Raw genomic sequence first — 23,964 nt, 5'->3', positions numbered from 1 at the left:
GGCGGCGGCGCCCTCCTGGCGTCTGGTGGCGTGGTCCGCGCTCGCCGTGACCGTGCTGCTGCTCGTGAGCCTGCTGTGGGTCGTCGCGCAGCTGACGGCCGCCCGGGGCGAGGACCGCGACGGCCGGGGGAGTCCCGGGCCCGCGGGGCCCGGGCGGCCGCCGCTGGGGTCAGTCGAACGACTTGTACGCGGCCTTCCGCCACTGGCCGTGGACCTTCACGTAGTACGTGCCCTGGAGGCGCTTGAAGGCGACGGTGTGCTGGAAGCCCATGAACAGGACCGTGCCGTCCGGCTCCGGCCCGGACAGGGAGTTGTCGGCGTCGCCGAACGTCTCCTTGCCGACGACGCCGTCGACGTCCTCCAGGTCCTCGTGCCGCTGCCACCAGCGCGTCGCGGACTCCGTGCGCTCCTCGAAGCGTCCCGTGATGTCGGACTTCCTGAAGGTGTGCGGCTCGCCGTCGCTGTCGCGCCACTTGGCGCCGTCCGCGTACAGGACCGTCTGCCACAGCGCGGTGGCGTCGCTGTTGGTGCTGTGGCTGTCGATGGACAGGGTGCCCTCGTCGCCCCAGTCGTTGTACGCGTAACCGCTGCCGTCGATGACGCGCGGCGCGGCGGCGGTGGCGAGCGGGGCGGCGGCGGTGAGCGCGAGACCGGTGCCCGCGGCCGTGGCGACGGCGGCAGCGAGCAGCCGCCGGGCCCTCCGGCCGCCGGTGGTCGTGAGGTGGCGCATGGAAATCCCCCGTGGTGTGGTCTGGTTCGGCCTGTTTCGGCCGGGTCCGGCACGGATGTGCCGCGTTCGATCCTCCGTGACGCGGGCACTCTGCAAAAGGGTCAAGTGACGCATCCGGGACGGTTCCGGGACGTCCCGGCGCGGGACCTGGGGTTCCGCATCGTGCAATGGGATGTCGATGGGACACTGTGCGTCGACCGCGGAGCGTGCGACGGGGCGCATCTGGCCCATATGCTCCCGTGCGCCCCCAATCCGGGAACTGTCATCCTGGCCTGGCGCATCTCTCTGGGTAGTCCAGATCCGGAGCGTTCGGGGGCTTGTACGGGGCACTGGGCCAGGGAGCACGATGCGTGGGGTACTTGCACGCACGGGGGGATTGGGGGAGCGATGCCTCGTTGGAAAGCGCTGCCGGACGACCTCGACCCACAGGTCAGGGAGTTCGCGAGCCAGCTGCGCAGACTCGTCGACAACAGCGGGCTCAGCATCGCCGCCGTGGCGGACAGGACCGGCTACAGCAAGACGTCCTGGGAGCGCTATCTGAACGGGCGGCTGCTCGCCCCCAAGGGCGCCGTCGTCGCGCTCGCCGAAGTCACCGGCACACCCGCCGTGCACCTCGTCACCCTGTGGGAGCTCGCGGAGCGCGCCTGGAGCCGTTCCGAGATGCGGCACGACATGACGATGCAGGCCATCCGCATCTCCCAGGCCCGCGCGGCCCTCGGCGAACTCGGCACGCCCGACCCGCCCAAGGGCAAGGGCGGCTCCGGCAAGGCCAGGGGCGGCGTCGGCGCGGTCACCGGTGTGGCGGGCCCCGCCGGGGTGTCTCCGACGGTGCCGCCGCGCCGGGAGGGCGGGTGGTATGGGGGGCGGGCGGGGGCGCAGCCTGGTGCTGGTGCTGGTGCTGGTGCTGGTGCTGGTGCTGGTGCGGGGCCGGGGGCTGCGGGGCCGGGGCCGGGTGCGGGGGCTGCGGGTCCGGCTGTGTCTCCGGCGCCCTCTGCGTCGTCTGTGCCTTCCGCTTCTTCTGTACCTTCCGCGCCGTCCGCGCCGTCCGCGGCTGCGGCTTCCGCCGCGTTCTCCGCTCCCTCCGCGTCCGCCTCGTCGCCGTCCTCCGCCCCGTCCTCGTACGAGGCGTCGGCGACACCGCCCACGGCGGCGGCCTCCGCACACGCCTCGGCCGCGACGTCGTACGGCAGCGGGGCGCGGGGCGTGACCACGGCCCCCGCGGGTCCCGTGGGCCCCGACGGGAAGTCGCCCGACGGGCAGCGGCGCAAGCGGAAGCTGACGATGTTCCTCGCGGGCGTCGTCGGCGCGCTCGTCGTCATAGGGGCGGCCGCGTTCCTCACCGGCGTCGGCAAGGGCGACAAGGACGACGACAAGGCCAAGCCGTCCCCGACCCGCACGACCGCCACGGCGGACCTGCCCGCCGGGGTCGAGTGCAGCGGGGCCGCGTGCGCGGGCAAGGACCCCGAGAACATGGGCTGCGGCGGCGAGTTCGCCCGGACGACGGCCCGGGTGACCGTCGGCACGAAGACCCTCGTCGAGGTGCGCTACAGCAAGACCTGCGGGGCCGCGTGGGCGCGGATCACCCAGGCGAAGCCCGGCGACAAGGTGCAGATCAAGGGCGCGGACGCGGGGGCCGCGGGGCGGCAGAGCGGGACGGTGGCCGGGGCCGCGGACGTGGACGCGTACACGCCCATGGTGGCGGTCACGTCGGGCACGCAGGCCAAGGCCTGCGCGTCGCTGGCTTCGGGGGAGCGGGCCTGCACGGGGTAGCTGCCGCTGGCTGAACGGGGGCTTGGCCGGGGCGGCGCCTCCTGGCGAAGCCTGGCCTTACGCCCCAGCATCGCGCTGCGGGGCTGGTCCCACCCACCGCCCCCGCCCGGCAGGGCTCAGCCCCGCGCCCTCGCCGGGTCCGGTTCTGTGCCGCCATGAGGCGGGCCCTGGGGAACGGTTGCCTGCACGGGGTACCTCCTCGGCGCGGGCCCGCCGCCCGCCCCCGCCGGGGTGTTGGGCCTGGGGACGCCGCGCCTGAGGCTCTGGCTGGCGAAGCGGGCGAGTTTCGGGTGGGTGGGAGAGCCCGTCGCCGTAGCGGCGGAACCACCCACTGGGCGGTGGCGCCTGGCGAGGCTGGGGTGATTCGGGTGGGCGGGTGGGAGACCCCCGCCCGGGGCAGCCCGGGGAGAGGGCGAAATTGGAGGGGCCCGAAGGGGAATGCAGGCCCCCGCACCGGGAAGGCGCACCGTACCCCCACGGGAGTGGTCACACCCCCACGGCGGCCGCCACCCCCCCTCTCCCGAGGTGGCGGCCGCCACCCCCTCAGCCCCCCGCACGGGCGCCCCGCCCAGGAGCCCCGCACCGAGGCCGGTCGGAATCCCCACTGGAGCCCCACCCGACCACCCGGCCCAGCCGGTCAGCCCCGGCCAGGGAGATCCGGCAAGGCAGCCAGCCCCAGCTATGGGCGCGGACCGACCCTGGTCAGGGCCCCAGCCACGCTCGGCAGGGGGCATGGTGAGGGGCAGTTCGTCAGCCGGGCTTGAAGGCGCGGTGCATGACGAACGCGACGAGCGTCCCGCCGTGCTGGCTCGGACCGGCCCACCACTCGTCGGCCAGCCCGTCGACGAGGAGCAGTCCGCGGCCGTGGGCTTCGGTGGCTTCGGGCGTGCGCTGCCGGACGTGGGCGGGGGAGCCGGGGTTGTGCACCTCGACGCGCAGGGCTTGGCCGACGCGGTACCAGTGGATGCGCACGCGCCAGGGGTCGTCGGCCTTCCCGTAGAGGATGGCGTTGGTGACCAGTTCGGAGATCATGAGTAAGCAGTCGTCGACGGAGCACACGAGCTGGTGCGGGTCGGTGAACTCGCGGAACCAGCGGCGTGCGTGGCCCACCGACTCCGGGACGGGGCAGAGGGTCATGCCGCCGAGGGGTTCGGGGGCGGGTCCGTCGTGAAAGGTGCCGTAGGTGCGCGTCATTGCGCTTCCCCTTCCGGTAAGTGGCCTTAGCCACTTACCGGATAGTGGCATTGGCCACTTCAAGCGGCAAGCGGTTCGGTGCAAGCTGCGCCCATGACTCACCCCAATGGGTAACCCTGTTCGAACGCCCAGCGCCCTGGCGGGTAGACGGCCTCGGCGAACTCCAGCGGCCGGTCCTGGAGGTCGTACACGACGTGATGGACGACGAGGACGGCCGCAGGCAGCTCAAGCCTCAGCTCGGCTGCCTCCGCCGCGTCGGCCAGCCGGGCGCAGACCCGGTCCTCGCCGTAGCTGCCGCGACGACCGGTCGCTTCCTCGACGTACATCACCGTGCCCTGGCGGATCCGTTCGGGCTCCAGAAGGCTGGGCGCACGGCGCCCCAGCTCGGCCGGGAACCACGACGTGGACACCTCGACCGGCTGCTCACCGGAGTTGGTCACCCGCCGCCGCTGGATCGCACGCCGGTCCTTGCCCAGCTCAAGTGCCTCGGCCACGTGGTCCGGGGCTTCGGCGTACCCGGCGGAGGCGATGACCGCGTACTCGCCCGGGCCGTAGATCCGCCCGGTCTGCCGGGCCCGCCCGTACCGCTCGCGGGCCCGCCGGTGCACCTGCTGATCGCGTACGTACGTCCCCGAGCCCTGCCGCTTCTCGACCAGCCCTTGATGCCGCAGCGCCTCCAGCGCGCGGGCCGACGTCGGCCGGGAGACATTCCAGTCCGCGGCCAACTGCCTCTCGGAGGGCACCTCGTCACCGGGCCGCAGATCGCCGCGCAGGATCTGATCGCGGAGGTACTGCGCGATCTGCAGGTACTTGGGCAGAGCTTCAGCGATCTCGGGCACGCGGCATCCCCTCGTCAACTGGCTAATACCACGGGCCACTATAGGTGGGCAGGAGCGAGCCGCCTCTACGCTGCTTCCGTGAAGCGAGCTCCTGTGAAGCGACTCATCGTGGCGGCCGGAGGCGGCGGTGACGCGGTCGCGGCAGCCATGCTCCACACCGCCCTGTACGCGGCCGACGACGAACCGGCCCTGATCCTCACCTACTCCTGGGACCGCCTGATCATCGACCCGGTCCCGGGCCCCCGAGCGCCGTCCGACTTCACCGGCCTGCACCACCTCGCCCCACACGTGCGGGCAGTCCCCGTCACCGCGACCCCGAAGCCGCCGCACGCGGCAACCCTCCCGCGCCTGGCCGCCGAACTCCCGCACACCTTCGCGCTCATCGACCCCTACGCCGGGGCGACCGGCATCACCCGCCAACTCGACGAACTCACCGCCCACTTCACCCCGCAGACCATCGACCTCCTGGACGTCGGCGGCGACATCCTGGCCCACGGCGACGAACCCACCCTGCGCAGCCCCCTGGCCGACGCCCTCACCCTCGCCGCCTGCACGCGCGCCAACGCGACCGCCGACGTCCGCCTCCTGGTCGCGGGCCCGGGCCTGGACGGCGAACTCCCCGCAGCCACCCTCCGCCCCCGCCTCGGCTCCCTGATCACCACCTTCACCCCCGAGCACACCCAAGCCATCGCCTCGGTCCTCGCATGGCACCCTTCCGAGGCGACGGCCCTCCTCGCCGCCACGGCCCTGGGCGCCCGAGGCCTCTGCGAGGTCCGCGACGCCGGACTCCCCGTGCCTCTCACCGCCGAAGGCCCTACCGTGCACCAGGTCGACCTGCCGGGAGCGTTCGCCGCCAACCGCCTCGCCCAGGCCATCGTCGACACGACCACCCTCGACGAGGCGGAGGAGCGGTGCCGCACCGTCTGCGGCACCTCCGAGATCGACTACGAACGAACCAAGGCCCAACGCCTGAGCGAGCAGAAGCAGGCCCCTGCCGCACCACACGACCTACTGGCTCAGATCAAGGACTTCGAACAAGCCGCCCTCACCCGAGGAGCCACCCACACAACCGTCCGCCGCCTCACCGAGGCACTGGGCCTCACCGGTGAAGCACTCCAGCACCTCGCCCAACTCAACGCCACGCGCGCCAGCCGCCTCCCCGCATCCGTGTGGCAGCTTCCACGCAGGTGAGTCGCAGGACGCGCAGGAGGGGGCAGAGGGCCTCTGACCCGCGCAGAGCCCCGCCCAGCGCACCGCCCCCGCGCAAACCCCACCATGTGGGGTGAGCCACACCGCCCTGGCGCCCCCGGCGAGAACCGGCGCGATAGCCTGACCGCGGATCTCTCTTGATGCCAAGAGATCGATCATCGAGGGCGTCGGTGGGGATCCAGCACATGGGGCAGGGACCCCCACCGCCAGCTGTCTTACGGAGATCGCCATGACCCGCACTCCCGTGAATGTCACCGTCACCGGCGCGGCCGGCCAGATCGGCTACGCGCTGCTGTTCCGCATCGCGTCCGGCCACCTGCTCGGCGCGGACGTGCCGGTCAACCTGCGCCTGCTGGAGATCACTCCGGCCCTGAAGGCCGCCGAGGGCACCGCGATGGAGCTCGACGACTGCGCCTTCCCGCTGCTGAACTCGATCGAGATCAGCGACGACCCGAACGTGGCCTTCGACGGTGCCAACGTCGCCCTGCTCGTCGGCGCCCGCCCGCGCACGAAGGGCATGGAGCGCGGTGACCTCCTGGAGGCCAACGGCGGCATCTTCAAGCCGCAGGGCAAGGCCATCAACGACCACGCCGCGGACGACATCAAGGTCCTGGTCGTGGGCAACCCGGCCAACACCAACGCGCTCATCGCGCAGGCCGCCGCCCCGGACGTCCCGGCGGAGCGCTTCACCGCGATGACCCGTCTGGACCACAACCGCGCGATCTCGCAGCTCGCGAAGAAGACCGGCGCGGCCGTCTCCGACATCAAGCGCCTCACCATCTGGGGCAACCACTCGGCGACCCAGTACCCGGACATCTTCCACGCGGAGATCGCGGGCAAGAACGCCGCCGAGGTCGTGGGCGACGAGCAGTGGCTGGCCGATACCTTCATCCCGACCGTCGCCAAGCGCGGCGCCGCGATCATCGAGGCCCGCGGCGCGTCCTCGGCCGCCTCGGCCGCGAACGCCGCCATCGACCACGTCCACACCTGGGTGAACGGCACCGCCGCCGGTGACTGGACCTCCATGGGCATCCCGTCCGACGGCTCGTACGGCGTTCCGGAGGGGCTCATCTCCTCCTTCCCCGTCACCACCAAGGACGGCAAGTACGAGATCGTCCAGGGCCTGGAGATCAACGAGTTCTCCCGCGCCCGCATCGACGCCTCCGTCAAGGAGCTGGCGGAGGAGCGCGAGGCGGTCCGCGCCCTCGGCCTCATCTGAGCCCCCAGGCTCGCCCGTAGCGACGCATCCCGCCCCCGGCGGCCGTACACCACGGCCACCGGGGGCGTTCTGCGTTCTGCGTTCCGTGAGCCGTGAGCCGTTCCGTGGAGCGTGACCGTCCCTTCCTTCACTGTTTCGAAGGGCGTGCGCCCGTTTCCCGGACAGCCCCGCCGCCCGGCCACTACGGTTTCGCGCCATGCGAGGGGACACGCCACGCGAGCACCAGCACACCGAATCCACCCGCCTGCTGAGCGTCGGAGCGCGCCAGAACGCGGACTTCCGCCGACGCGTCATCGGCGAACTCATCGGTCACGCCGAGCGCCCGGTCGCGCCGCCGCTCGGCACCGACGTCCTCCCGGTGCTCGCGCACGCGCTGCGGGCCCGGCGCGAGGAGGTCGTCAGCGCGGCCCTGCTGTTCGCCGTGTGGGTGGGGTTCCTGGCCACCGACACGGTGATGGCCTGGGACGCGGCGAACGACCGCGTGGGCGGCGACGCGGGCCTCTCCCTCGGCGACACCCTGCTGCTCGCCTTCAACGGCGACGGCGCGGAGGGATCCGGGGCCGAGGCCACCGGCGTGCTGCCCGGCGGCTGGGCCCTCTGGTACGGGGCGGTCGTGCTCCTGCTGTGGTGCGGGCGGGTCGTCTCCGGCCGGGACACGGGCGTCGGGCAGCCGCTGCGACCGGTGCGGCTGCCCGCGGTGCTCGCCTGGCTGCGGTCGCGGTTCGGCTGGCTGGTGACCGTCGTCGCCTGGGTGTTCGCCCTCACGTACTGGGTCGCGGCGGTCGGCGGGGTCACGGACACGCCGTACCCGGTGATCTTCCCGCTGCTCGTCACGGTCGTGGTGTGGCGCCACCAGTTCCGCGCCAAGCGCGTGCTGCGCACCCAGCTCGCCCGGCAGGTCTTCGCCGAGACCGACCAGCCGGAGCTGCCCGCGCGGTACGCGGGCATCGCCGAGTGCGTACTCAGGGAGCAGGCGGCCCCGCTCGCCCTCTACGACGTCAACCGCCCCTTCGTGGGAGCGGGAAGGCCCCGCAAGCCGTGGTCGGTCGTCCTGGAGCTGAAGCCCGACGACCGGCAGGACGCGGACGGCGGCGTACCGTCGCAGCGCCCCCGCGGGCCGCTGACCGCACGGGACGTCATCACCATGATCGAGCCCCGGCTCAAGGGGCTGCGCAGGTCCGCGGGCGAGACGAGCAAGGACCGGCTGCGGGACCTGGAGATCGAGGAGTTCGTGTACCTGCCGTCGGGCGCGGGCCGCGACGAGAAGCTGTACACGGGCAAAGGCGACGAGACCGCGCGGGTGTACGACCCGAGCGCGGTGCGGCGCCACCTCGCCGAGTCGGTGGGCGAGGGCGGCGAGGCCCGGCGGCACTTCCTGCGGCTGCGCGTCGGCTCCTGGAACGAGCAGGTCGTCGTCTCGCTCCTGGTCCGGGTGCACACGCAGGGCGGCATGCTCGTCCTCGAGGTGGTGCCGCACGTCCTTGGGCCGGTCCTGCCGGAGTTCCGCGGGGCCGACGCGGTCGCGGCGGGCGAGCCGGAGGGGCCGCTGCGGGACGCCCTGCGGGCGTGCGTGGACGGACCCGCGTTCGCCGTGGCGCTCGGCTTCGGCGCGCTGCGGGCGCTGTCGACGCTCGGCGCGGCGGCCCGGCACTGGTGCGCCACCGCCACCGCCACCGCCGCCACCACTGCCACCGCCGCCGCTGAGGCCGGGGCCGGGCCAGGGCCCGACGCGTCGGCCCCGGCGGGCAAGGGCGCGCGGCGGCACGCCGGGGCGCGCCCTCCGGAGAGCGCGACGGCGCGCGCCGTACGGTTCCTGCGCGTCGTCGGCGCCCAGCTCCTGCCCGTGCGCACCGCGCCCCCGGACGCGCCGCTGGTCTCCCTGCGCGAACTCGCCGCCACCGACGAGCTGTCCCTGTTCCAGGAGATGGACGTCGCCCGGTACACGAAGACCCTCCAGGACCGCATCGGCGAAGGCGTCCGCGACGCGCTGCGGGCCAGCGGCTACCGCACCGACCGCCTGGAGCAGAACATCACGCAGATCAACAACAGCGGCGTCTACATCAACGAGATGTCCGGCGGCGCCCTCGCCACCGGCACCCACGGCCAGGCCACCCACACGGAGAAGACCACGGTATGAGTGACAACGCACAGGCCGCGAACACAGGCGGCGGGGCCACCGTCCACATCAACACGATCAGCGGCGGCTCCCAGTCCTTCGGCGACCACGGCACCGCCGAGTCCACCAACTACACGACGGTCGTGGCGAGTCCGCGGTACGCGGACCTCCTCACGTCCGTACGACGGCTGCGCCGCGACCTGGAGCGCGGTGAGCGGGCGGCCGACGACGAGGCCCTCGACGCCGAACTGGCCGACGTGGAGGGCGAGATCGCCCGCACGGGCCGCTCCGGCGCCGGGCCGCTCGCCCGGGTGCGCGCCCGCCTCGCGGAGTACGCGCCCGCCGCCACGACGGCCGCGTCCGTGACGGCGGTGCTCCAGGCGCTCGCCCAGCTGCCCCAGCTTCCGGGCTGAGCCGTGCGCGTCTTCGACGAGGACCGCCAGGAGTGGGTGGGCCACGAGCGGGAGCGGCAGGCCGTGGCGCTCCACGACCGGGACGCGGCGCGCCAGCGCACCGCCTGGCGCGGGGCCGTCACCGTGCTCGCGGTGTGCGGGCTCGCCTTCGGCACGTGGGCGCTCGGCTGGAAGGACGAGCCGGAGCCGACGGCGTCGCTGCTCGCGCCGCTGGCCTCGGCCGACAGCGCGGACACGGGCGACACGCCGTCGGGGCCCTCGCCGACGGACAGTCCGTCCGCGGCGGCCGGAAGCCTGCCGCGCGGCTACGAGACCGTGACCGACGCCCGGGGCTTCCGGGTGGCCGTGCCGATCGGCTGGAGCCGCACCGCGGCGCCCGGACAGGGCGGCATAGGGGTCGTCAACTACCGCAACTACGGCAGTACGCAGCGGCTCCAGGTGTACGAGGTGAGCGAGCCGACTCCGCAGGCGTCGTTCCGGGACTTCCTGGACGACACCAAGGTGCCGAAGTCGTCCGCGTTCCAGAAGCTGTCCCTGGAGTCCATCGCCGAGGGCCAGCGGCTCACCTACGTCACGGGCCACATCGAGAACGAGCCCGACGTCGAGCCGTGGTACGTGGTGGACGACCGCTTCATGGCCGCCGACGGCAAGCTGTACGCGCTGGTGGGCTACGGGTCCACCGCGACGGACCGGGCGCAGGTGCGGCAGCTCGTGAGCAACGCCCGGGCCTGGTTCTGCCCGCCGGGTTCGGTGTGCGTGGACCCCGACTGACCGCCGCCAGGCCCTAGTCGCGCGTACGGCCGATGCCCGGGGTGACCACTGCGGCGGCGACGAGCACGGCCACGCCCACCACCCGCAGCGCGGCCTCCATGCCACCGGCGAAGTCGCCGCCGTGGTGGGCGAGGACCGTGCCGGTGACGGCCACGCCGAGCGCCGCGCCGATCTCCCGCGACGACGTGCTGAGGCCGGAGCCGAGGCCCGCCTGGTGCGGGGGCAGGGAGGCGACGACGCTCAGGGTCAGGGCGGGCATGCACAGGCCGGTGCCCGCCGAGATGACGAGGAGCCAGCAGGCGTACAGGGCGTAGGGGGTCGAGGCGTCGACCGTCGACGTGGCGAGCAGGCCCGCGCCGATGAGGAACAGGCCCCCGCCGACGACGGGGCGCGGCACGCCGGACCAGCGTGCCGCGAGCCGGGGGACGAGCACCATGCCGACGGTCAGCGGCACGATGGCGAGGCCCGCCCGCGCGGCCCCGTACCCCTTCACGTACTGCAGGTACTGGGAGTTGACGAAGAAGAGCGAGAAGAGGCCGAAGAAGCTGGCGGCCGTGCCGAGGACCGCCGCGCGCAGCCGCGGGGAGCGGAAGGCGCGCGGGTCGAAGAGCGGCGCCCGCGAGCGCAGCGCGTGCCCGGCGAAGGCGCCGATCAGGGCCGCGCCCACCGCGAAGGCGGCCAGGATGCGGGCCGATGCCCAGCCGTACAGCGGGCTTTCGATGATGCCGAAGAGGACCGCGACCAGACCGGCGACGAGCAGCAGCGTGCCGAGCGGGTCGAGGGCCGGTGTCTCCAGGGCCACGGGGGTGCGCGGCGTCGTACGGGCCACCGCGAGGGCGAGCAGCGCGCCGAGCGGGAGCATCACCCAGAACAGGGCGCGCCAGGAGAGGTGGGCGCCGATGAGGCCGCCGCCGACGTTGCCCGCGAGGCCGCCGAGGCCCGCCGCGAGCGCCCAGGACGCGAGGACGCGGGGCTTCTCTTGCGGCGTCGCGACGCGCATCAGGATCGACAGGGTCGCGGGCATGATCAGCGCGGCCCCGGCGCCGGAGACGCCGCGCCCGGCGATGAGGAGGGCGGGCGTGGTGGCGAGCGCGCTCACCGTGGCGCCCGCGCCGAACAGGCCGAGCCCGGTGAGCAGCGCGCCCTTGCGGCCGTAGCGGTCGCCGAGCGCGCCCGCCGGGATCAGCAGGCCCGCGAACACGATCGTGTAGGCGTCGACGGTCCAGAGCAGTTCGCTTGCGTCGGGCCGCAGCGACGACGCCGTGAGCTGGGGGAGCAGCAGGTTGATGGCCGCGACCATGCTCTGGGCCACGAGGACGCAGGCGCACAGGACGACGAGGGTCGTGGTCGTGGCGGAGGCCGGACGCGGCGGCGCGGCCGTGGCCGGTGCTTCGCTGAGGGCAGGGGAAGGCAAGGCTCCTCCTCGGGAGCGGTGTGGGGTGGGATGCACCGTCACCGTAGGCTCGTTCCGTATCTGCTTTCCAGTGCAATCTCTGCAAGGAGTGATTGCGTGTGACGCAATCCAGCGAGCCCCCGCCGCCGCACCGGTCCGGCGCGGGCGTGCCGTCCCGCCCCGACGTCGACCTCAATCTGCTGATCGCCCTCGACGCGCTGCTCGACGAGGGCAGCGTGCGCGGCGCGGCCCGGCGGCTGCACCTCTCCGAGCCCGCGATGAGCCGTACGCTCGGCCGCGTCCGCAAGGCGCTCGGTGACCCGGTCCTGGTGCGGGCGGGCCGCCACCTGGTGCCCACGCCGTACGCGCTCGCGGTGCGGGCGGAGGTCGGCGCGGTGGTGGAGCGGGCCCGCGCGGTGTTCGCCGGGCCCGGCGCCCAGGACCTGCGCACCGTCGAGCGGACGCTGACGATCGTGGGCCAGGACTCGCTGGCCGCGACCTACGCCCCGGCGCTCTTCGCCCGCGCCGCCGCGGAGGCTCCCGGGGTGCGGCTCCGCTTCCTGCCGGAGAGCCATCTGGACGCGCCCGTGCTGCGCGAGGGCGTCGCGGACCTGGAGGTCGGCGTGATCGACACGGTGGCGCCCGAGGTGCGGGTCGAACACTTCCTGGAGGACACGATGAAGGGCCTGGTCAGGCCCGGACATCCGCTCCTGGAGGGCGAGTTGACGCCCGCCAGGTTCGCCGCGGCGGACCATCTGACGGTGTCCCGCAAGGGCCGGATGGCGGGCCCGCTGGACACGGCCCTCGCCGACCTCGGCCTGGAGCGCCGGGTGGTCGGCAACGTGGGCACGTACACCGCGTCGCTGTTCATCCTGCTGCGCACGGACCTGGTGGGGCTCATCACCGGCTGGATGCGGCCGCTGGCCGAGGAGCTCGGCCTCGTCAGCTTCCCGATCCCCCTGGAGCTGCCGCCGCTGCGCCTCGCCATGGCCTGGCACCCGCGCCACGACGCCGACCCGGCCCACGCGTGGCTGCGCGGCTGCGTCCGCGAGCTGGTGCGCGGCGCCTGAGCGGCCGCGTCCGTCGTACGCGGTGCGCGGGGGCGTCTGAGTACGTGGTCTGAGTACGCGTGCTCTGTCCCGGCCGCCGCGCGTGCGGTGGACTGCGACGCATGCGACAGACCCAGGACCCGCGGTGGTACGCCGTCCGGACCCCGGAGCGGCCGTGGTACGCCGTCCGGACCCCGGAGCGGGACGCGTGGTGGTGGCTCGCCCCGGCCGCCGCCACGACGCTCGCGCTGCTGTGCGCGTTCCTGCGGCTCAGGGGCGCCGAACTGCCCTTCTTCTGGATCGCGTTGACCTATACGCCGGGCTTCCTGCTGGTCGCCGGGAGCTGGTTCACGCCGCGGACGCGGGAGGCGCGCGGGGTGCGCGTGAGCCTCGCGGCGGTGGGCTGCGTGCTGACCTGGCTGACCGTGAAGGCGTTCACGGCCGCGCTGTACGTCGTCGCCGTCCTGGCGTGGCTGCACCAGGGCGACGGCTGAGACCCGGGCCGCTGCTGTTGCTCACCTGCTGCTGAATGTAGTACTTCTTATACATGAGCGAGCAAGTCCACAACAGGTTGGCCGTGGTGCGCGCCGAGCGGAAGGTGTCGCGCCAGAGCCTGGCCGAGGCCGTGGGCGTCCACTACCAGACCATCGGCTACATCGAGCGCGGGCAGTACAACCCGAGCCTCGACCTCGCCCTGAAGATCGCGAAGTACTTCGGGCTGCCGGTCGAGGCGCTGTTCTCCTTGGAGCCTTTTCGCCCGCTCACGGACGAGCTGTACGGGAGGGACCAGTAAGTCATGGCACAGCAGCAGCAGTTGACCTCGTACGACCGGCGCATGCGGGCCCTGATGAACCGCACCGAGGGCGAGCCGCTGTACCGCACGGCCGGGCGGCGCCGCGCCGTCGTCGGTGCGCACATCGCGCTGTCCGTCGCCGCCGTCGCCGCCTGGCTCGGCACGGTCGTCGGCGAGTCGGCCTGGGCGGTGTGGGTGCTGCTCGGCCTGCTGCTGCCCTGGTGCGTCGCCACCGGGATCATCAACGGCGCCACGCGCGGCCTGCTCGAACTGCGCCAGCGCGCCCTCGACGAGCGCCAGCGCGGCGAGCGCGACCGGGTGCGGGCCCGCGCCCACCAGGTCATGACCTGGCTGCTGCTCGCGGCCGTGGTCGGCACGGGCGTCGCCGGGTTCGCCGGAGTGGACGCGAAGGCGCTGGTGTTCCAGGTGACGCTCTGCGCCTTCGTAGCGCACTGGCTGATGCCCCTGTGGGTAGCGGGCCTGACGGCCCGCGACGAACCCGCCGACTTCTAAGCGCGCCCCCGAAGGGGCGCGGGGAACGGCGCGACCAGCCCCGACGAACCCGCAGATGGCGACGGAGCGGCGCCCTCAGGTCCGCTGAAGCTGATCCTTGAGCTTCGCGATGTCCACAGAGTCCTGAGCCGAAGGCGTCTCCGTGGGGACCGGCTCGCCATAGTCACGCAGCGTGGTTGTCTTGTCCTCGCCGTCGCCCTTCTCCGTGGCGCGGATCAGATAGGGCTTTCCCTCGGACGCCACGTACAGCGTCTTCTTCTTGCCGTCCTCGGTGGACGTGAGCGGCACGACCTTCGTGCCGTCGACCGTGGTGACGTCGCCCTTCTTCAGCTTGTCCGTGTCGTCGTCGGAGTCCTCGTCGACCGACTTCTGGAGCTTCTTGAGGTCGCAGACCTCGGCCAGGCCCTTGAGCAGCGGGTCGCTCGTGCTGCCGTGGATGTAGCGGTTCTTGAACAGCTCGGCGGCGGCCGCGCCGTCGCCGCCCGGCACCTGGTGGCGCCAGAACGCGCTGTCCGGCCGCATCCACACCTTGTCGCCCCGCTTGACCAGGTCGGCGGAGCCGCCGCCCGCGGCGAAGGTCAGCTTGCCCGTGCAGTTCCCCGCGCGGTCGAGCGTCAGGTCCATCGCCGCCGGTTCGTCCTTCTCGGCGTCGGTGCCCTTCTCCGCGAGCGTGAGGTGCACCGACGTGGCGTCGAGCAGCTCCTGCTTCGCCTTGTCCGAGATCTCCTGGGCGCTGAGCTCCGAGGTCTTGTCCTTCTTGTCGCCCTTGTCGTCGTCCGACGAACAGGCCGGGACGAGCAGGGCCAGGGCCGCCGCCGCACAGACCCCGGTAGCGGCCCGCGCCGACATAAGAGACATTCGCCTCATAGAGCTACCTCCAGTGACAGAACGTGCTTCGAGCGTACGTTTCCCCTCGCGTACCCGCATACGCAGTGACACAGCGCACTTTCGGCCATCGAATGCGCATGCTTTCCCCGGGCCAGGGCAGGTGCACCCGGCTACCACGAGTGACCAGGTGGGGCGCAAGGCAGGAAAGTGCCAGGAACGGAAGGCAACAGGGACGTGTCCGCACAACAGACCATCCACGTCGGCGGCGAATGGCGCGCGGCCGCGAACGGCGCAACGCGCGAGATCCTCGACCCGGCGGACGCCAAGCCCTTCGCCCTCATCGCCGAGGGCGGCGCCGAGGACGCGGACGCCGCGATCGCCGCCGCCCGCCGGGCCTTCGACGAGGGCCCCTGGCCCGCCACGCCCGTCGCCGAGCGCGCCGCGCTGCTGCGCCGCGTCGCCGACCTGCTGGTCCGCGACCGCGAGGAGATCGGGCTCCTGGAGAGCCGGGACGCGGGCAAGACCCTGGAGGAGGGCCGCGTCGACGTCGACTGCGTGGCCGACGCCTTCCGGTACTTCGCCGACCTCGTGATCGGCGAGGGCGCGGGCCGCGTCGTCGACGCCGGGTCCGACGACATCCACAGCGTCGTCGTGCACGAGCCCATCGGCGTCTGCTCGATGATCACGCCCTGGAACTACCCGCTGCTCCAGGCCAGCTGGAAGATCGCGCCCGCCCTCGCGGCCGGGAACACCTTCGTCATCAAGCCCAGCGAGATCACGCCCCTCACGACGGTCGCGCTCATCGAGCTGCTCGTCGAGGCGGGCCTTCCCGAGGGCGTCGCCAACATCGTCACCGGCCCCGGCCACACCGTCGGCGCCCGGCTCGCCGACCACCCCGACGTGGACCTGGTGTCCTTCACCGGCGGGCTCGCCTCCGGCACCAAGGTCGCCCAGGCCGCGGCCCTCGGCGTGAAGAAGGTCGCCCTCGAACTCGGCGGCAAGAACCCCAACGTCGTCTTCGCCGACGCCTGCGCCACCGACGAGGGCTTCGACACGGCCGTCGACCAGGCGCTGAACGCCGCGTTCATCCACAGCGGCCAGGTCTGCTCGGCGGGCGGCCGCCTCATCGTCGAGGAGTCCGTGCGCGAGCGCTTCGTAGCCGAACTCGCCCGCCGCGCCGAGAAGATCAAGCTGGGCCGCGGCACCGAGGACGGCGTCGAGGTCGGCCCGCTCGTCTCCAAGGAGCAGCGCGAGAAGACCGAGGCGTACGTGGCCTCCGCCCTGGCCGAGGGCGCCGCCCTGCGCTGCGGCGGCAAGCGCCCCGAGCCCAGCGACACCAGGCCGGCCACCGGCTACTTCTACGAGCCGACCGTGCTCGACCTGTGCCACCGCGAGATGAAGGTCGTGCGCGAGGAGGTCTTCGGCCCGGTCCTGACCGTGGAGACCTTCCGCACCGAGGACGAGGCCCTGGCCCTCGCCAACGACACCGAGTACGGCCTCGCGGGCGCCGTGTGGACCACCGACTCCGGCCGCGCCCGGCGCATGGCCCGGCGGATGCGCCACGGCACCATCTGGATCAACGACTTCCACCCCTACCTGCCGCAGGCGGAGTGGGGCGGCTTCGGCAAGAGCGGCGTCGGCCGCGAGCTGGGCCCGGCCGGACTCGCCGAGTACCGCGAGGCCAAGCACGTCTACGAGAACCTGGCGCCCGCGCCGGTCCGCTGGTTCAAGGGCTGAGGCCCCACGGCCCCGGGCCGGGACCCCGACCGTCCCGGCCCGCGGCCCCTTGAGTCCGTACGACCGCAATCCCCCTTACGCGCAAGCACCTTGGCAGCGACGAGGAGCAGTACCCCCATGACTGGAACGTCTGACAACCCCCAGGCCCCGGCCGAGTTCGACTACGTGATCGTCGGCGGCGGCACCGCGGGATCGGTGATCGCATCCCGGCTCACCGAGAACCCCGACGTCACCGTCGCGGTGATCGAGGGCGGCCCGAGCGACATCGACCGCGAGGACGTCCTGACGCTGCGCAAGTGGCTCGGCCTGCTCGGCGGCGAGCTCGACTACGAGTACACGACCACCGAGCAGCCGCGCGGCAACTCGCACATCCTGCACAGCCGCGCCAAGGTCCTCGGCGGCTGCTCCTCGCACAACACGCTGATCTCCTTCAAGCCGCTGCCGTCCGACTGGGACGAGTGGGAGGCCGCGGGCGCCACCGGCTGGAACGCCAAGGCCATGGACCCGTACTACGGCAAGCTGCGCAACAACGTCGTACGCGTCGCCAAGAAGGACCAGAACCAGATCGCCAGCGACTGGATCGAGGCCGTCAAGGAGGCCCTGGGCGTCCCCGAGGTCGTCGGCTTCAACGACCGGCCCTTCGACGAGGGCGTCGGCTTCTTCGACCTGGCGTACCACCCGGAGAACAACAAGCGCTCCTCCGCCTCCGTCGCCTACCTCCACCCGCACATGGAGGCCGGTGACCGCCCGAACCTCCACCTGTTCCTGGAGACGTGGGCGTACAAGCTGGAGCTTGAGGGCAAGACCGCGCGCGGCGTGCACGTGCGCACCAAGGACGGCGCGGAGCGGCTGCTCACCGCCCGCCGCGAGGTGCTCGTGTGCGCGGGCGCCGTGGACACCCCGCGCCTGCTCATGCACTCGGGCATCGGCCCGAAGAAGGACCTGGAGGCCCTCGGCATCCCCGTCACGCACGACCTGCCGGGCGTCGGCGAGAACCTCATCGACCACCCCGAGTCGGTCATCGTCTGGGAGACCGACGGGCCGATCCCGGGCAACTCCGCGATGGACTCCGACGCGGGCCTGTTCGTGAAGCGGGACCCGGAGCACAAGGGCCCGGACCTGATGTTCCACTTCTACCAGATCCCGTTCACGGACAACCCGGAGCGCCTCGGCTACGAACGCCCCGAGCACGGCGTGTCGATGACGCCGAACATCCCCAAGTCCCGCGCCCGCGGCCGCCTCTACCTGACCTCGGCGGACCCGGAGGTCAAGCCCGCCCTCGACTTCAAGTACTTCGAGGACGAGGACGACTACGACGGGCAGACGCTCGTCGACGGCATCAAGCTGGCCCGCAAGGTCGCCGAGGCCGAGCCGTTCAAGAAGTGGCTCAAGCGGGAGGTCTTCCCCGGCCCGCACGTCACCGACGACGCCGAGATCAGCGAGCTGGTCCGCAAGGCCGCGCACACCGTCTACCATCCGGCGGGCACCTGCCGAATGGGTGCTTCCACTGATGAACTCGCCGTGGTGGACCCGGAGTTGAAGATCCGGGGCCTGTCCGGAATCCGTATCGCGGACGCATCCGTCTTCCCGACGATGCCCGCCGTGAACCCGATGATCGGAGTGCTCATGGTCGGGGAGAAATGTGCCGAGCTCCTTGGGGGTGACGGCCGATGAGCCGCTTCCGCTGGGGCTCTCTCCCGCCCACCCGCCGTTTCGGGCAGGTACCCGCGGCTGGTCGCGCCCACGCGGCGGAGCCGCATATCGACACGGCCCGCGCCGCTTCGGGGCGCGCTCCCGCACCCCGCCCGCTCGGCGAATTGCGAGGTGAGCGCCGATGACTGAAGCCGTCGCCACCGCCCCCCTGGACGAGAGCGGCGCCGCCCCGGCGGCCCCCGTGTTCGCCGTGCGGAACCTGTGGAAGGTCTTCGGGCCGAAGGCCGAACGCGTTCCGGGCGACCCGGAGCTCACCGCTCTCGCCCCCGCCGCGCTGCGCGAGCGCACCGGCTGCACCGCCGCCGTGCGGGACGTGTCCTTCGACGTCAACAAGGGCGAGGTCTTCGTCGTCATGGGCCTGTCGGGCTCCGGCAAGTCCACGCTCGTGCGCTGTCTGACCCGCCTCATCGAGCCCACCTCCGGCTCCGTCGCCATCGACGGCGAGGACGTCCTCGCCATGGACAAGGCGCGCCTGCGCGAACTGCGCCGCCACCGCGCGTCCATGGTCTTCCAGCACTTCGGCCTGCTCCCGCACCGCACGGTCCTCGACAACGTCGCCTACGGCCTGGAGATCCAGGGCGTCGGCAAGGCCGAGCGGCGCGAGCGGGCCGCCGAGGTCGTCGCCAAGGTCGGCCTCGAAGGCCTGGAGGCGCGCAAGCCCGGCCAGCTCTCCGGCGGCCAGCAGCAGCGCGTCGGCCTGGCCCGCGCGCTCGCCGCCGACCCCGAAGTCCTGCTCTTCGACGAGCCGTTCAGCGCCCTCGACCCGCTGATCCGCCGCGACATGCAGGAGGAGGTCGTGCGCCTGCACCGCGAGGAGGGCCGCACGATGGTCTTCATCACCCACGACCTCAGCGAGGCCCTCAAGCTCGGCGACCGCATCGCCCTGATGCGCGACGGCCGCGTCGTCCAGCTCGGCACGCCCGAGGAGATCGTCGGCTCCCCGGCCGACGACTACGTCCGCGACTTCGTCCGGGACGTGCCGCGCGAGCAGGTCATGACGGTCCGCAGCGCCATGCGGCCCCTCGACCCCGCGTCCGAGAAGGACGAGCGCGGCCCGGCGGTCGCGCCCGACGCCACCGTGTCCGAGGCCATCGAGGCCGTGGCCCGCACCGGCTTCCCGGCCCGCGTGATGGACGACGGGCGGTGCCTCGGCGTCGTCGACCAGGAGCACCTGCTCGGCGTGGTCGCGGGCGTGCCGACCCCGGCGGCCCCGAAGGCCGTGCCCGCCACGCCCGGGGACGCCGTACCGGGCGAGGTGAGCGCCTGATGGCCTCCGCCACCGCGTCCACGCCCGTACGAGATACGGGGCTCGGCGCCCTGCTGCGGCACCGCGCCGTGCACAAGCTCCTGCTGCTCGCCCTCGCGGCAGCGATCACCGTGCCGATCGTCAACGCCAAGTGGGCCTCCGGCGCCTGGCCGGGCGCGCTCACCGTCGACCTGTCCGAGCCGCTCGGCAAGGCCAGCGACTGGATCATCGACAACCGCGACAGCCACCCGCTGTTCGTCTACTTCCTCGGGCACGTCTCCAACGCCATCGTGCTGTCCGTGCGCGGCGTCTACCTGGTCCTTCTCGCCGCGGGCTGGGCGGGCGTCACCGTCGCCGCGGGGGCGGTCGCCTGGCGCGTCGCGGGCGCGAAGCTCGCCGTGACGGCCGTCGCGGCCTTCGGGATCTGCGGGCTGCTCGGCATGTGGGTGCCGACGATGCAGACGCTCGCCCTGATGACCGTGGCCGTGCTCACGTCCGTGGCCCTCGGCCTGCTGCTCGGCCTCGCGGGCGGGCTCAACGACCGCCTCTTCCGCATGATGCGCCCGGTCCTCGACACCATGCAGGTGCTCCCGGCCTTCGCCTACCTCCTGCCCGTGGTCCTCGTCTTCGGCATCGGCGTGCCCGCCGCCGTCCTCGCGACGGTCGTGTACGCGGCTCCGCCGATGGCCCGGCTCACCGCGCTCGGCCTGCGCGGCGCCGACGGCGGCGTGATGGAGGCCGTGGCGTCGCTCGGCGCCACCGGCCGCCAGCGGCTGCTCTCCGCGCGCCTGCCGCTGGCCCGCAAGGAACTCCTCCTCGGCGTCAACCAGACGATCATGATGGCGCTCTCCATGGCCGTCATCGCCTCCGTGATCGGCGCCGGTGGCCTCGGCGACCGCGTCTACCAGGCGCTCGCCTCCGTCGACGTCGGCCAGGCGCTCGCCGCGGGCATCCCGATCGTGCTGCTCGCCGTGGTCCTCGACCGGGTCACGGGCGCGGCGGGCGAACGCCTCGGCGCGCAGCGCGTGGACGAGTCCCCGCTCCGCGGCTGGCGCGGCTGGTCGCTGGCCGCCGCCGTGACCGTGGCCTGCGCGCTCGCCGCCCGGTTCGCCGACCGCCTGGAGTGGCCGACGAGCTGGGTCGTGCAGATCGCCGAGCCGGTGAACACCGCCAAGGACTGGATGGTCGACCACCTCTACACGGGCGTGCCCGTGGTGGGCGGCACCGCCGACTGGTCCGCGCACTTCACCACGTACGTCCTCGACCCGGTGCGCGACGGCCTCCAGGGCCTGCCCTGGTGGTCGCTGCTCCTGATCGTCGCGGCCCTCGCCTGGGTGATCGGCACCTGGCAGACCGCCCTCACGGCCGTCCTCGCGATGGCGGCGATCGGCGTGCTCGACGTGTGGAACGCCTCCCTCGACACGCTCTCCCAGGTCCTCGCGGGCGTCGCGGTGACCCTCGTCCTCGGCTTCGCGATCGGCGTCGCGGCCTCGCGCAGCAGGCGTCTCGAACGTGCCCTGCGCCCCGTCCTCGACGTCTTCCAGACGATGCCGCAGTTCGTGTACCTGATCCCGGTCGTCGCGCTCTTCGGCGTCGGCCGCGCCCCCGCGGTCTTCGCCGCCGTCGTGTACGCGCTGCCCGCCGTCGTCCGCATCACCACGCAGGGCCTGCGCCAGGTCAGCCCCGCCGCGATGGAGTCCGCGAAGTCCCTCGGGGCCACCAACTGGCAGGTCCTGCGCCAGGTCCAGCTCCCGCTGGCCCGCCCGGCCCTGCTCCTCGCCCTCAACCAGGGCGTCGTGCTCGTCCTCGCCGTCGTCGTCATCGGCGGCCTGGTCGGCGGTGGCGCGCTCGGCTACGACGTCCTCGCCGGTCTCGCCCGCGGCGACCTGGCGACCGGCCTGGTCGGCGGCATCGCGATCGTCTGCCTGGGCCTGATGCTCGACCGGGTGACGCAGCCGACGGAACGCCGCGCGAAGAAGGGAGCCTGACATGCGTACGCGTACCCGTGTCATCGCCTCGGTCAGCGCGGGCGCGGCCCTGCTCGCCCTCTCCGGCTGCGGCAAGGCCGACATGAGCAAGCAGGCCTCCCCGTACGCGAACGCGGCGGGCGCCAAGACCGTGACCCTGTCCGTGCAGTCCTGGGTGGGCGCGCAGGCCGACGTCGCCGTCGCGGAGTACCTGCTCAAGCACGAGCTGGGCTACCGCGTCGACAAGGTCCAGATCGACGAGATCCCGGCCTGGGACGCGCTCAGCCAGGGCCGCGTCGACGCGATCATGGAGGACTGGGGCCACCCGGACCAGGAGCAGCGCTACATCAAGGACAAGAAGACGATCGTCCCCGGCGGCGGCGTCGGCGTGACCGGCCACATCGGCTGGTACGTCCCCACGTACTTCGCGAAGAAGCACCCCGACGTCACCGACTGGAAGAACCTCAACAAGTACGCGAAGGACTTCCGCACCCCGGAGTCCGGCGGCAAGGGCCAGCTCATGGACGGCTCCCCGTCCTACGTCACCAACGACAAGGCCCTCGTGGAGAACCTCGACCTGGACTACAAGGTCGTCTTCGCGGGCTCCGAGGCGGCCCAGATCACCCAGATCGAACAGTTCGCCAAGCAGCGAAAGCCGTTCCTCACCTACTGGTACAAGCCCCAGTGGCTGTTCAAGAAGGTGCCGATGACGGAGGTGAAGCTGCCCGCGTACAAGGAGGGCTGCGACGCCGACCCCGCGAAGATCAAGTGCGCCTACCCGCACACGCCGCTCCAGAAGTATTTCAACGCGGACTTCGCGAAGAACGGGGGCGACGCGGCGGCCTTCCTGAAGCGCTTCAACTGGTCGGAGGCCGACCAGAACGAGGTTTCCCTGATGATCGCCGATAAGAAGATGTCCCCGGAAGACGCGGCGGAGCGCTGGGTCGCGGACAACGAGGCCAAGTGGAAGGCGTGGCTCCCGAAGTGACCCTCGTGGGAGGGGCTGGGTTTCCAGCCCCTCCGGCGTTTGAGGAGCGGGGGTCCGGGGGCGGAGCCCCCGGTTTCGGGAAGGGGCGGGATGGGGGAAGCCCCCGGCAGGGCTACGCCACCTGCTTAGCGATGTCGCGCAGGGCCGCCATGGCCTGCCGGTGCAGCCCCGGCCCAAAGGTGACCCGCGTCGCGCCGAGCCGCCCCAGCTCCTGCGGAGAGGGCCCACCGGGCAGCCCGATGACGTTCAGCGGCCCCCCGATGCCCGCGCGGAGCGCGGGCAGCACCGCCACCGGCGCCTTGATGACGTAGACGCAGTCCGCCCCGGCCTCGACGTAGAGCCGCGCCCGCGCCACGGTCTCCTCGAAGTCCGCGCCCCCGCGCAGATACGTGTCGACGCGCGCGTTGACGAACAGCTCGCGCCCGGCGACCTCCCGCACCGCCGCGAGGTAGTCCGCCTGCTCCCGCGGGTCCTTGAGGGCGCCCGGCGGCGCGCCCTCGGCCCCCCAGGAGTCCTCCAGGTTGCACCCGACGACCCCGGCGTCGAGCAGCCGCCCCACCAGCTCGCGCGCGGGCAGCCCGTACCCGTCCTCGACGTCCGCGCTGACCGGCACGGACACGGCCCGCGCGACCCGCGCGACCGCCTCGAACATCTCGCCCGGCGGCACGGACCCGTCGGCGTACCCGAGGGCGGCGGCGACGCCCGCGCTGGGCGTGGCGAGCGCGGGGAACCCGGCCTCCTCGAAGACGCGGGCGCTGGCCGCGTCCCACGGCCCGGGCAGGACGAGCGGGTCGCCCGGCGCCCGTCCGTGGTGCAGGGCGCCGAACGCCTCGGCAGTGCACTTGCTCATGGGTGGTGCTCATCCTCTCGGGGCTGCGGGAACGCGCGCCGCGCGCGCGACGTGCCGGTGCTACACGGCGGGCCGGTGCGCGGTGGACCCGGGCGTGTAGTGCCCGGGCACCATGCGCGTGGTCACGGCGAACCGGTTCCAGCCGTTGATCAGGGTGATCGCGGCGATGAGGTGGGCCAGCTCCGCGTCGTCGAAGTGGCGCGCGGCGCGCTCGTACACCGCGTCGGGGACGAAGCCGTCGGTGAGGACGGTCACGGCCTCCGTCAGCTCGATGGCGGCGATCTCCCGGGCCGTGTAGAAGTGCTTGGACTCCTCCCAGGTGGACAGCTGCACGATCCGCTCGACGCTCTCACCGGCCGCGAGGGCGTCCTTGGTGTGCATGTCGAGGCAGAACGCGCAGTGGTTGAGCTGCGAGGCCCGGATCTGTATGAGCTCGAAGAGGACCGGGTCGACACCGCGCTTGGCGGCCGCGGCGAACCGGATCATGGCCTTGTACGCCTCCGGGGCCAGCTCGGCCATGTTGAGGCGGGGCGTGTGCTCGGGCAGCCGGTCGTCGTGGGCGTGCGCGTGCGGGGCGGTGGCGGCGGCCTGCGTGGTGTGGGTCATGGCTTGAACCTACGGGGCGA

At 72.8% G+C, this 23,964-nt stretch carries 22 protein-coding genes; 15 read left to right on the top strand and 7 right to left on the bottom strand.

The features are described from left to right. Window positions 1–169 precede the first annotated feature (169 nt). Window positions 170–730: a peptidoglycan-binding protein gene (locus tag ACIG3E_RS02000; RefSeq protein WP_399610053.1), complete on the bottom strand. Its 561-nt coding sequence runs from the start codon at window positions 728–730 to the stop codon at window positions 170–172. Between the two features lie 387 nt (window positions 731–1,117). Here ACIG3E_RS02000 and ACIG3E_RS01995 point away from each other — a divergent pair, with 387 nt between their 5' ends. Beyond that, entirely contained in the window at window positions 1,118–2,500 is a 1,383-nt protein-coding gene (locus ACIG3E_RS01995) for a DUF2690 domain-containing protein (protein ID WP_399610758.1), read from the top strand. A gap of 750 nt (window positions 2,501–3,250) precedes the next feature. Here the strand turns inward: ACIG3E_RS01995 and ACIG3E_RS01990 are convergent. Beyond that, window positions 3,251–3,694, bottom strand: coding sequence for an ATP-binding protein (locus ACIG3E_RS01990; protein ID WP_399610050.1), 444 nt, complete (start codon window positions 3,692–3,694; stop codon window positions 3,251–3,253). Window positions 3,695–3,792: 98 nt separating this feature from the next. Next, window positions 3,793–4,533, bottom strand: a complete 741-nt coding sequence (locus ACIG3E_RS01985; protein ID WP_399610047.1) for a GntR family transcriptional regulator — start codon at window positions 4,531–4,533, stop codon at window positions 3,793–3,795. A 78-nt stretch (window positions 4,534–4,611) separates the two neighbouring features. Here ACIG3E_RS01985 and ACIG3E_RS01980 point away from each other — a divergent pair, with 78 nt between their 5' ends. The 5 genes from ACIG3E_RS01980 (at window position 4,612) to ACIG3E_RS01960 (ending at window position 10,261) form a co-directional block, all read left to right on the top strand. Continuing rightward, window positions 4,612–5,724, top strand: a complete 1,113-nt coding sequence (locus ACIG3E_RS01980; RefSeq protein WP_399610045.1) for a DUF1152 domain-containing protein — start codon at window positions 4,612–4,614, stop codon at window positions 5,722–5,724. 247 nt (window positions 5,725–5,971) lie between these two features. Next, a complete protein-coding gene (locus tag ACIG3E_RS01975) occupies window positions 5,972–6,961 on the top strand; it encodes a malate dehydrogenase (protein WP_399610042.1) in 990 nt (329 codons plus the stop codon). Between the two features lie 196 nt (window positions 6,962–7,157). Beyond that, window positions 7,158–9,098, top strand: coding sequence for a hypothetical protein (locus ACIG3E_RS01970; RefSeq protein ID WP_399610041.1), 1,941 nt, complete (start codon window positions 7,158–7,160; stop codon window positions 9,096–9,098). Further along, complete coding sequence (locus tag ACIG3E_RS01965; RefSeq protein ID WP_399610038.1) at window positions 9,095–9,490, top strand: hypothetical protein; 396 nt, start codon at window positions 9,095–9,097, stop codon at window positions 9,488–9,490. The genes ACIG3E_RS01970 and ACIG3E_RS01965 overlap by 4 nt, the downstream gene beginning before the upstream one ends. A 3-nt stretch (window positions 9,491–9,493) precedes the next feature. Further along, entirely contained in the window at window positions 9,494–10,261 is a 768-nt protein-coding gene (locus ACIG3E_RS01960) for a hypothetical protein (protein ID WP_399610036.1), read from the top strand. Window positions 10,262–10,274: 13 nt separating this feature from the next. On the opposite strand, the gene ACIG3E_RS01955 is transcribed toward ACIG3E_RS01960, so the two are convergent. Then, window positions 10,275–11,675 carry an MFS transporter gene (locus ACIG3E_RS01955; protein WP_399610033.1) on the bottom strand — a complete coding sequence of 467 codons (1,401 nt, stop codon included), beginning with the start codon at window positions 11,673–11,675 and terminating at the stop codon, window positions 10,275–10,277. A gap of 92 nt (window positions 11,676–11,767) precedes the next feature. Here ACIG3E_RS01955 and ACIG3E_RS01950 point away from each other — a divergent pair, with 92 nt between their 5' ends. The 4 genes from ACIG3E_RS01950 (at window position 11,768) to ACIG3E_RS01935 (ending at window position 14,009) form a co-directional block, all read left to right on the top strand. Further along, on the top strand, window positions 11,768–12,724 hold the full coding sequence (locus tag ACIG3E_RS01950) for a LysR family transcriptional regulator (protein WP_399610031.1): 957 nt from the start codon (window positions 11,768–11,770) through the stop codon (window positions 12,722–12,724). Window positions 12,725–12,825: 101 nt separating this feature from the next. After that, entirely contained in the window at window positions 12,826–13,197 is a 372-nt protein-coding gene (locus tag ACIG3E_RS01945) for a hypothetical protein (RefSeq protein WP_399610029.1), read from the top strand. Window positions 13,198–13,250: 53 nt separating this feature from the next. Further along, window positions 13,251–13,496 carry a helix-turn-helix transcriptional regulator gene (locus ACIG3E_RS01940; RefSeq protein WP_138961404.1) on the top strand — a complete coding sequence of 82 codons (246 nt, stop codon included), beginning with the start codon at window positions 13,251–13,253 and terminating at the stop codon, window positions 13,494–13,496. A 3-nt stretch (window positions 13,497–13,499) separates the two neighbouring features. Then, complete coding sequence (locus ACIG3E_RS01935) at window positions 13,500–14,009, top strand: hypothetical protein (protein WP_399610025.1); 510 nt, start codon at window positions 13,500–13,502, stop codon at window positions 14,007–14,009. Window positions 14,010–14,084: 75 nt separating this feature from the next. Here ACIG3E_RS01935 and ACIG3E_RS01930 read toward each other — a convergent pair whose 3' ends face one another. Beyond that, window positions 14,085–14,867, bottom strand: coding sequence for a hypothetical protein (locus ACIG3E_RS01930; RefSeq protein WP_399610022.1), 783 nt, complete (start codon window positions 14,865–14,867; stop codon window positions 14,085–14,087). Between the two features lie 204 nt (window positions 14,868–15,071). On the opposite strand from ACIG3E_RS01930, the gene ACIG3E_RS01925 reads away from it, so the two are divergent. The 5 genes from ACIG3E_RS01925 to ACIG3E_RS01905 all read left to right on the top strand — a co-directional run bounded on the left by ACIG3E_RS01925 (window position 15,072) and on the right by ACIG3E_RS01905 (window position 22,488). Further along, window positions 15,072–16,574, top strand: a complete 1,503-nt coding sequence (locus ACIG3E_RS01925) for an aldehyde dehydrogenase family protein (protein ID WP_399610019.1) — start codon at window positions 15,072–15,074, stop codon at window positions 16,572–16,574. 117 nt (window positions 16,575–16,691) lie between these two features. Then, on the top strand, window positions 16,692–18,248 hold the full coding sequence (locus ACIG3E_RS01920) for a GMC family oxidoreductase (RefSeq protein ID WP_399610016.1): 1,557 nt from the start codon (window positions 16,692–16,694) through the stop codon (window positions 18,246–18,248). A gap of 160 nt (window positions 18,249–18,408) precedes the next feature. Beyond that, window positions 18,409–19,554 (top strand): glycine betaine/L-proline ABC transporter ATP-binding protein, encoded by a 1,146-nt coding sequence (locus tag ACIG3E_RS01915; RefSeq protein ID WP_399610013.1) that lies wholly within the window; start codon window positions 18,409–18,411, stop codon window positions 19,552–19,554. Further along, complete coding sequence (locus tag ACIG3E_RS01910; protein WP_399610010.1) at window positions 19,554–21,521, top strand: ABC transporter permease; 1,968 nt, start codon at window positions 19,554–19,556, stop codon at window positions 21,519–21,521. Before ACIG3E_RS01915 ends, ACIG3E_RS01910 begins: the two co-directional genes overlap by 1 nt. A 1-nt stretch (window position 21,522) precedes the next feature. Next, complete coding sequence (locus ACIG3E_RS01905) at window positions 21,523–22,488, top strand: glycine betaine ABC transporter substrate-binding protein (RefSeq protein WP_399610007.1); 966 nt, start codon at window positions 21,523–21,525, stop codon at window positions 22,486–22,488. 112 nt (window positions 22,489–22,600) lie between these two features. Here ACIG3E_RS01905 and ACIG3E_RS01900 read toward each other — a convergent pair whose 3' ends face one another. After that, window positions 22,601–23,338 (bottom strand): isocitrate lyase/phosphoenolpyruvate mutase family protein, encoded by a 738-nt coding sequence (locus tag ACIG3E_RS01900; RefSeq protein ID WP_399610005.1) that lies wholly within the window; start codon window positions 23,336–23,338, stop codon window positions 22,601–22,603. Window positions 23,339–23,398: 60 nt separating this feature from the next. Beyond that, the gene (locus ACIG3E_RS01895; RefSeq protein WP_399610003.1) at window positions 23,399–23,944 is read right to left on the bottom strand and encodes a carboxymuconolactone decarboxylase family protein; all 546 of its coding nucleotides are present in this window, start codon (window positions 23,942–23,944) and stop codon (window positions 23,399–23,401) included. Between the last annotated feature and the right edge of the window lie 20 nt (window positions 23,945–23,964).

Origin of the sequence: Streptomyces sp. NPDC053474, assembly GCF_044544845.1 — a bacterium.
Classification (GTDB): domain Bacteria; phylum Actinomycetota; class Actinomycetes; order Streptomycetales; family Streptomycetaceae; genus Streptomyces.
Note: the sequence above shows the minus strand (reverse complement) of the source record. Positions and strands in the feature narration are given on the sequence as shown.

Bases quoted from the DNA above. Each gene is read 5' to 3' on its own strand.
- ACIG3E_RS02000 (WP_399610053.1), bottom strand. From the start codon at position 730: ATGCGCCACCTCACGACCACCGGCGGCCGGAGGGCCCGGCGGCTGCTC.
- ACIG3E_RS01995 (WP_399610758.1), top strand. From the start codon at position 1,118: ATGCCTCGTTGGAAAGCGCTGCCGGACGACCTCGACCCACAGGTCAGG.
- ACIG3E_RS01990 (WP_399610050.1), bottom strand. From the start codon at position 3,694: ATGACGCGCACCTACGGCACCTTTCACGACGGACCCGCCCCCGAACCC.
- ACIG3E_RS01975 (WP_399610042.1), top strand. From the start codon at position 5,972: ATGACCCGCACTCCCGTGAATGTCACCGTCACCGGCGCGGCCGGCCAG.
- ACIG3E_RS01970 (WP_399610041.1), top strand. From the start codon at position 7,158: ATGCGAGGGGACACGCCACGCGAGCACCAGCACACCGAATCCACCCGC.
- ACIG3E_RS01965 (WP_399610038.1), top strand. From the start codon at position 9,095: ATGAGTGACAACGCACAGGCCGCGAACACAGGCGGCGGGGCCACCGTC.
- ACIG3E_RS01945 (WP_399610029.1), top strand. From the start codon at position 12,826: ATGCGACAGACCCAGGACCCGCGGTGGTACGCCGTCCGGACCCCGGAG.
- ACIG3E_RS01940 (WP_138961404.1), top strand. From the start codon at position 13,251: ATGAGCGAGCAAGTCCACAACAGGTTGGCCGTGGTGCGCGCCGAGCGG.
- ACIG3E_RS01935 (WP_399610025.1), top strand. From the start codon at position 13,500: ATGGCACAGCAGCAGCAGTTGACCTCGTACGACCGGCGCATGCGGGCC.
- ACIG3E_RS01930 (WP_399610022.1), bottom strand. From the start codon at position 14,867: ATGTCTCTTATGTCGGCGCGGGCCGCTACCGGGGTCTGTGCGGCGGCG.
- ACIG3E_RS01920 (WP_399610016.1), top strand. From the start codon at position 16,692: ATGACTGGAACGTCTGACAACCCCCAGGCCCCGGCCGAGTTCGACTAC.
- ACIG3E_RS01915 (WP_399610013.1), top strand. From the start codon at position 18,409: ATGACTGAAGCCGTCGCCACCGCCCCCCTGGACGAGAGCGGCGCCGCC.
- ACIG3E_RS01910 (WP_399610010.1), top strand. From the start codon at position 19,554: ATGGCCTCCGCCACCGCGTCCACGCCCGTACGAGATACGGGGCTCGGC.
- ACIG3E_RS01905 (WP_399610007.1), top strand. From the start codon at position 21,523: ATGCGTACGCGTACCCGTGTCATCGCCTCGGTCAGCGCGGGCGCGGCC.
- ACIG3E_RS01900 (WP_399610005.1), bottom strand. From the start codon at position 23,338: ATGAGCAAGTGCACTGCCGAGGCGTTCGGCGCCCTGCACCACGGACGG.
- ACIG3E_RS01895 (WP_399610003.1), bottom strand. From the start codon at position 23,944: ATGACCCACACCACGCAGGCCGCCGCCACCGCCCCGCACGCGCACGCC.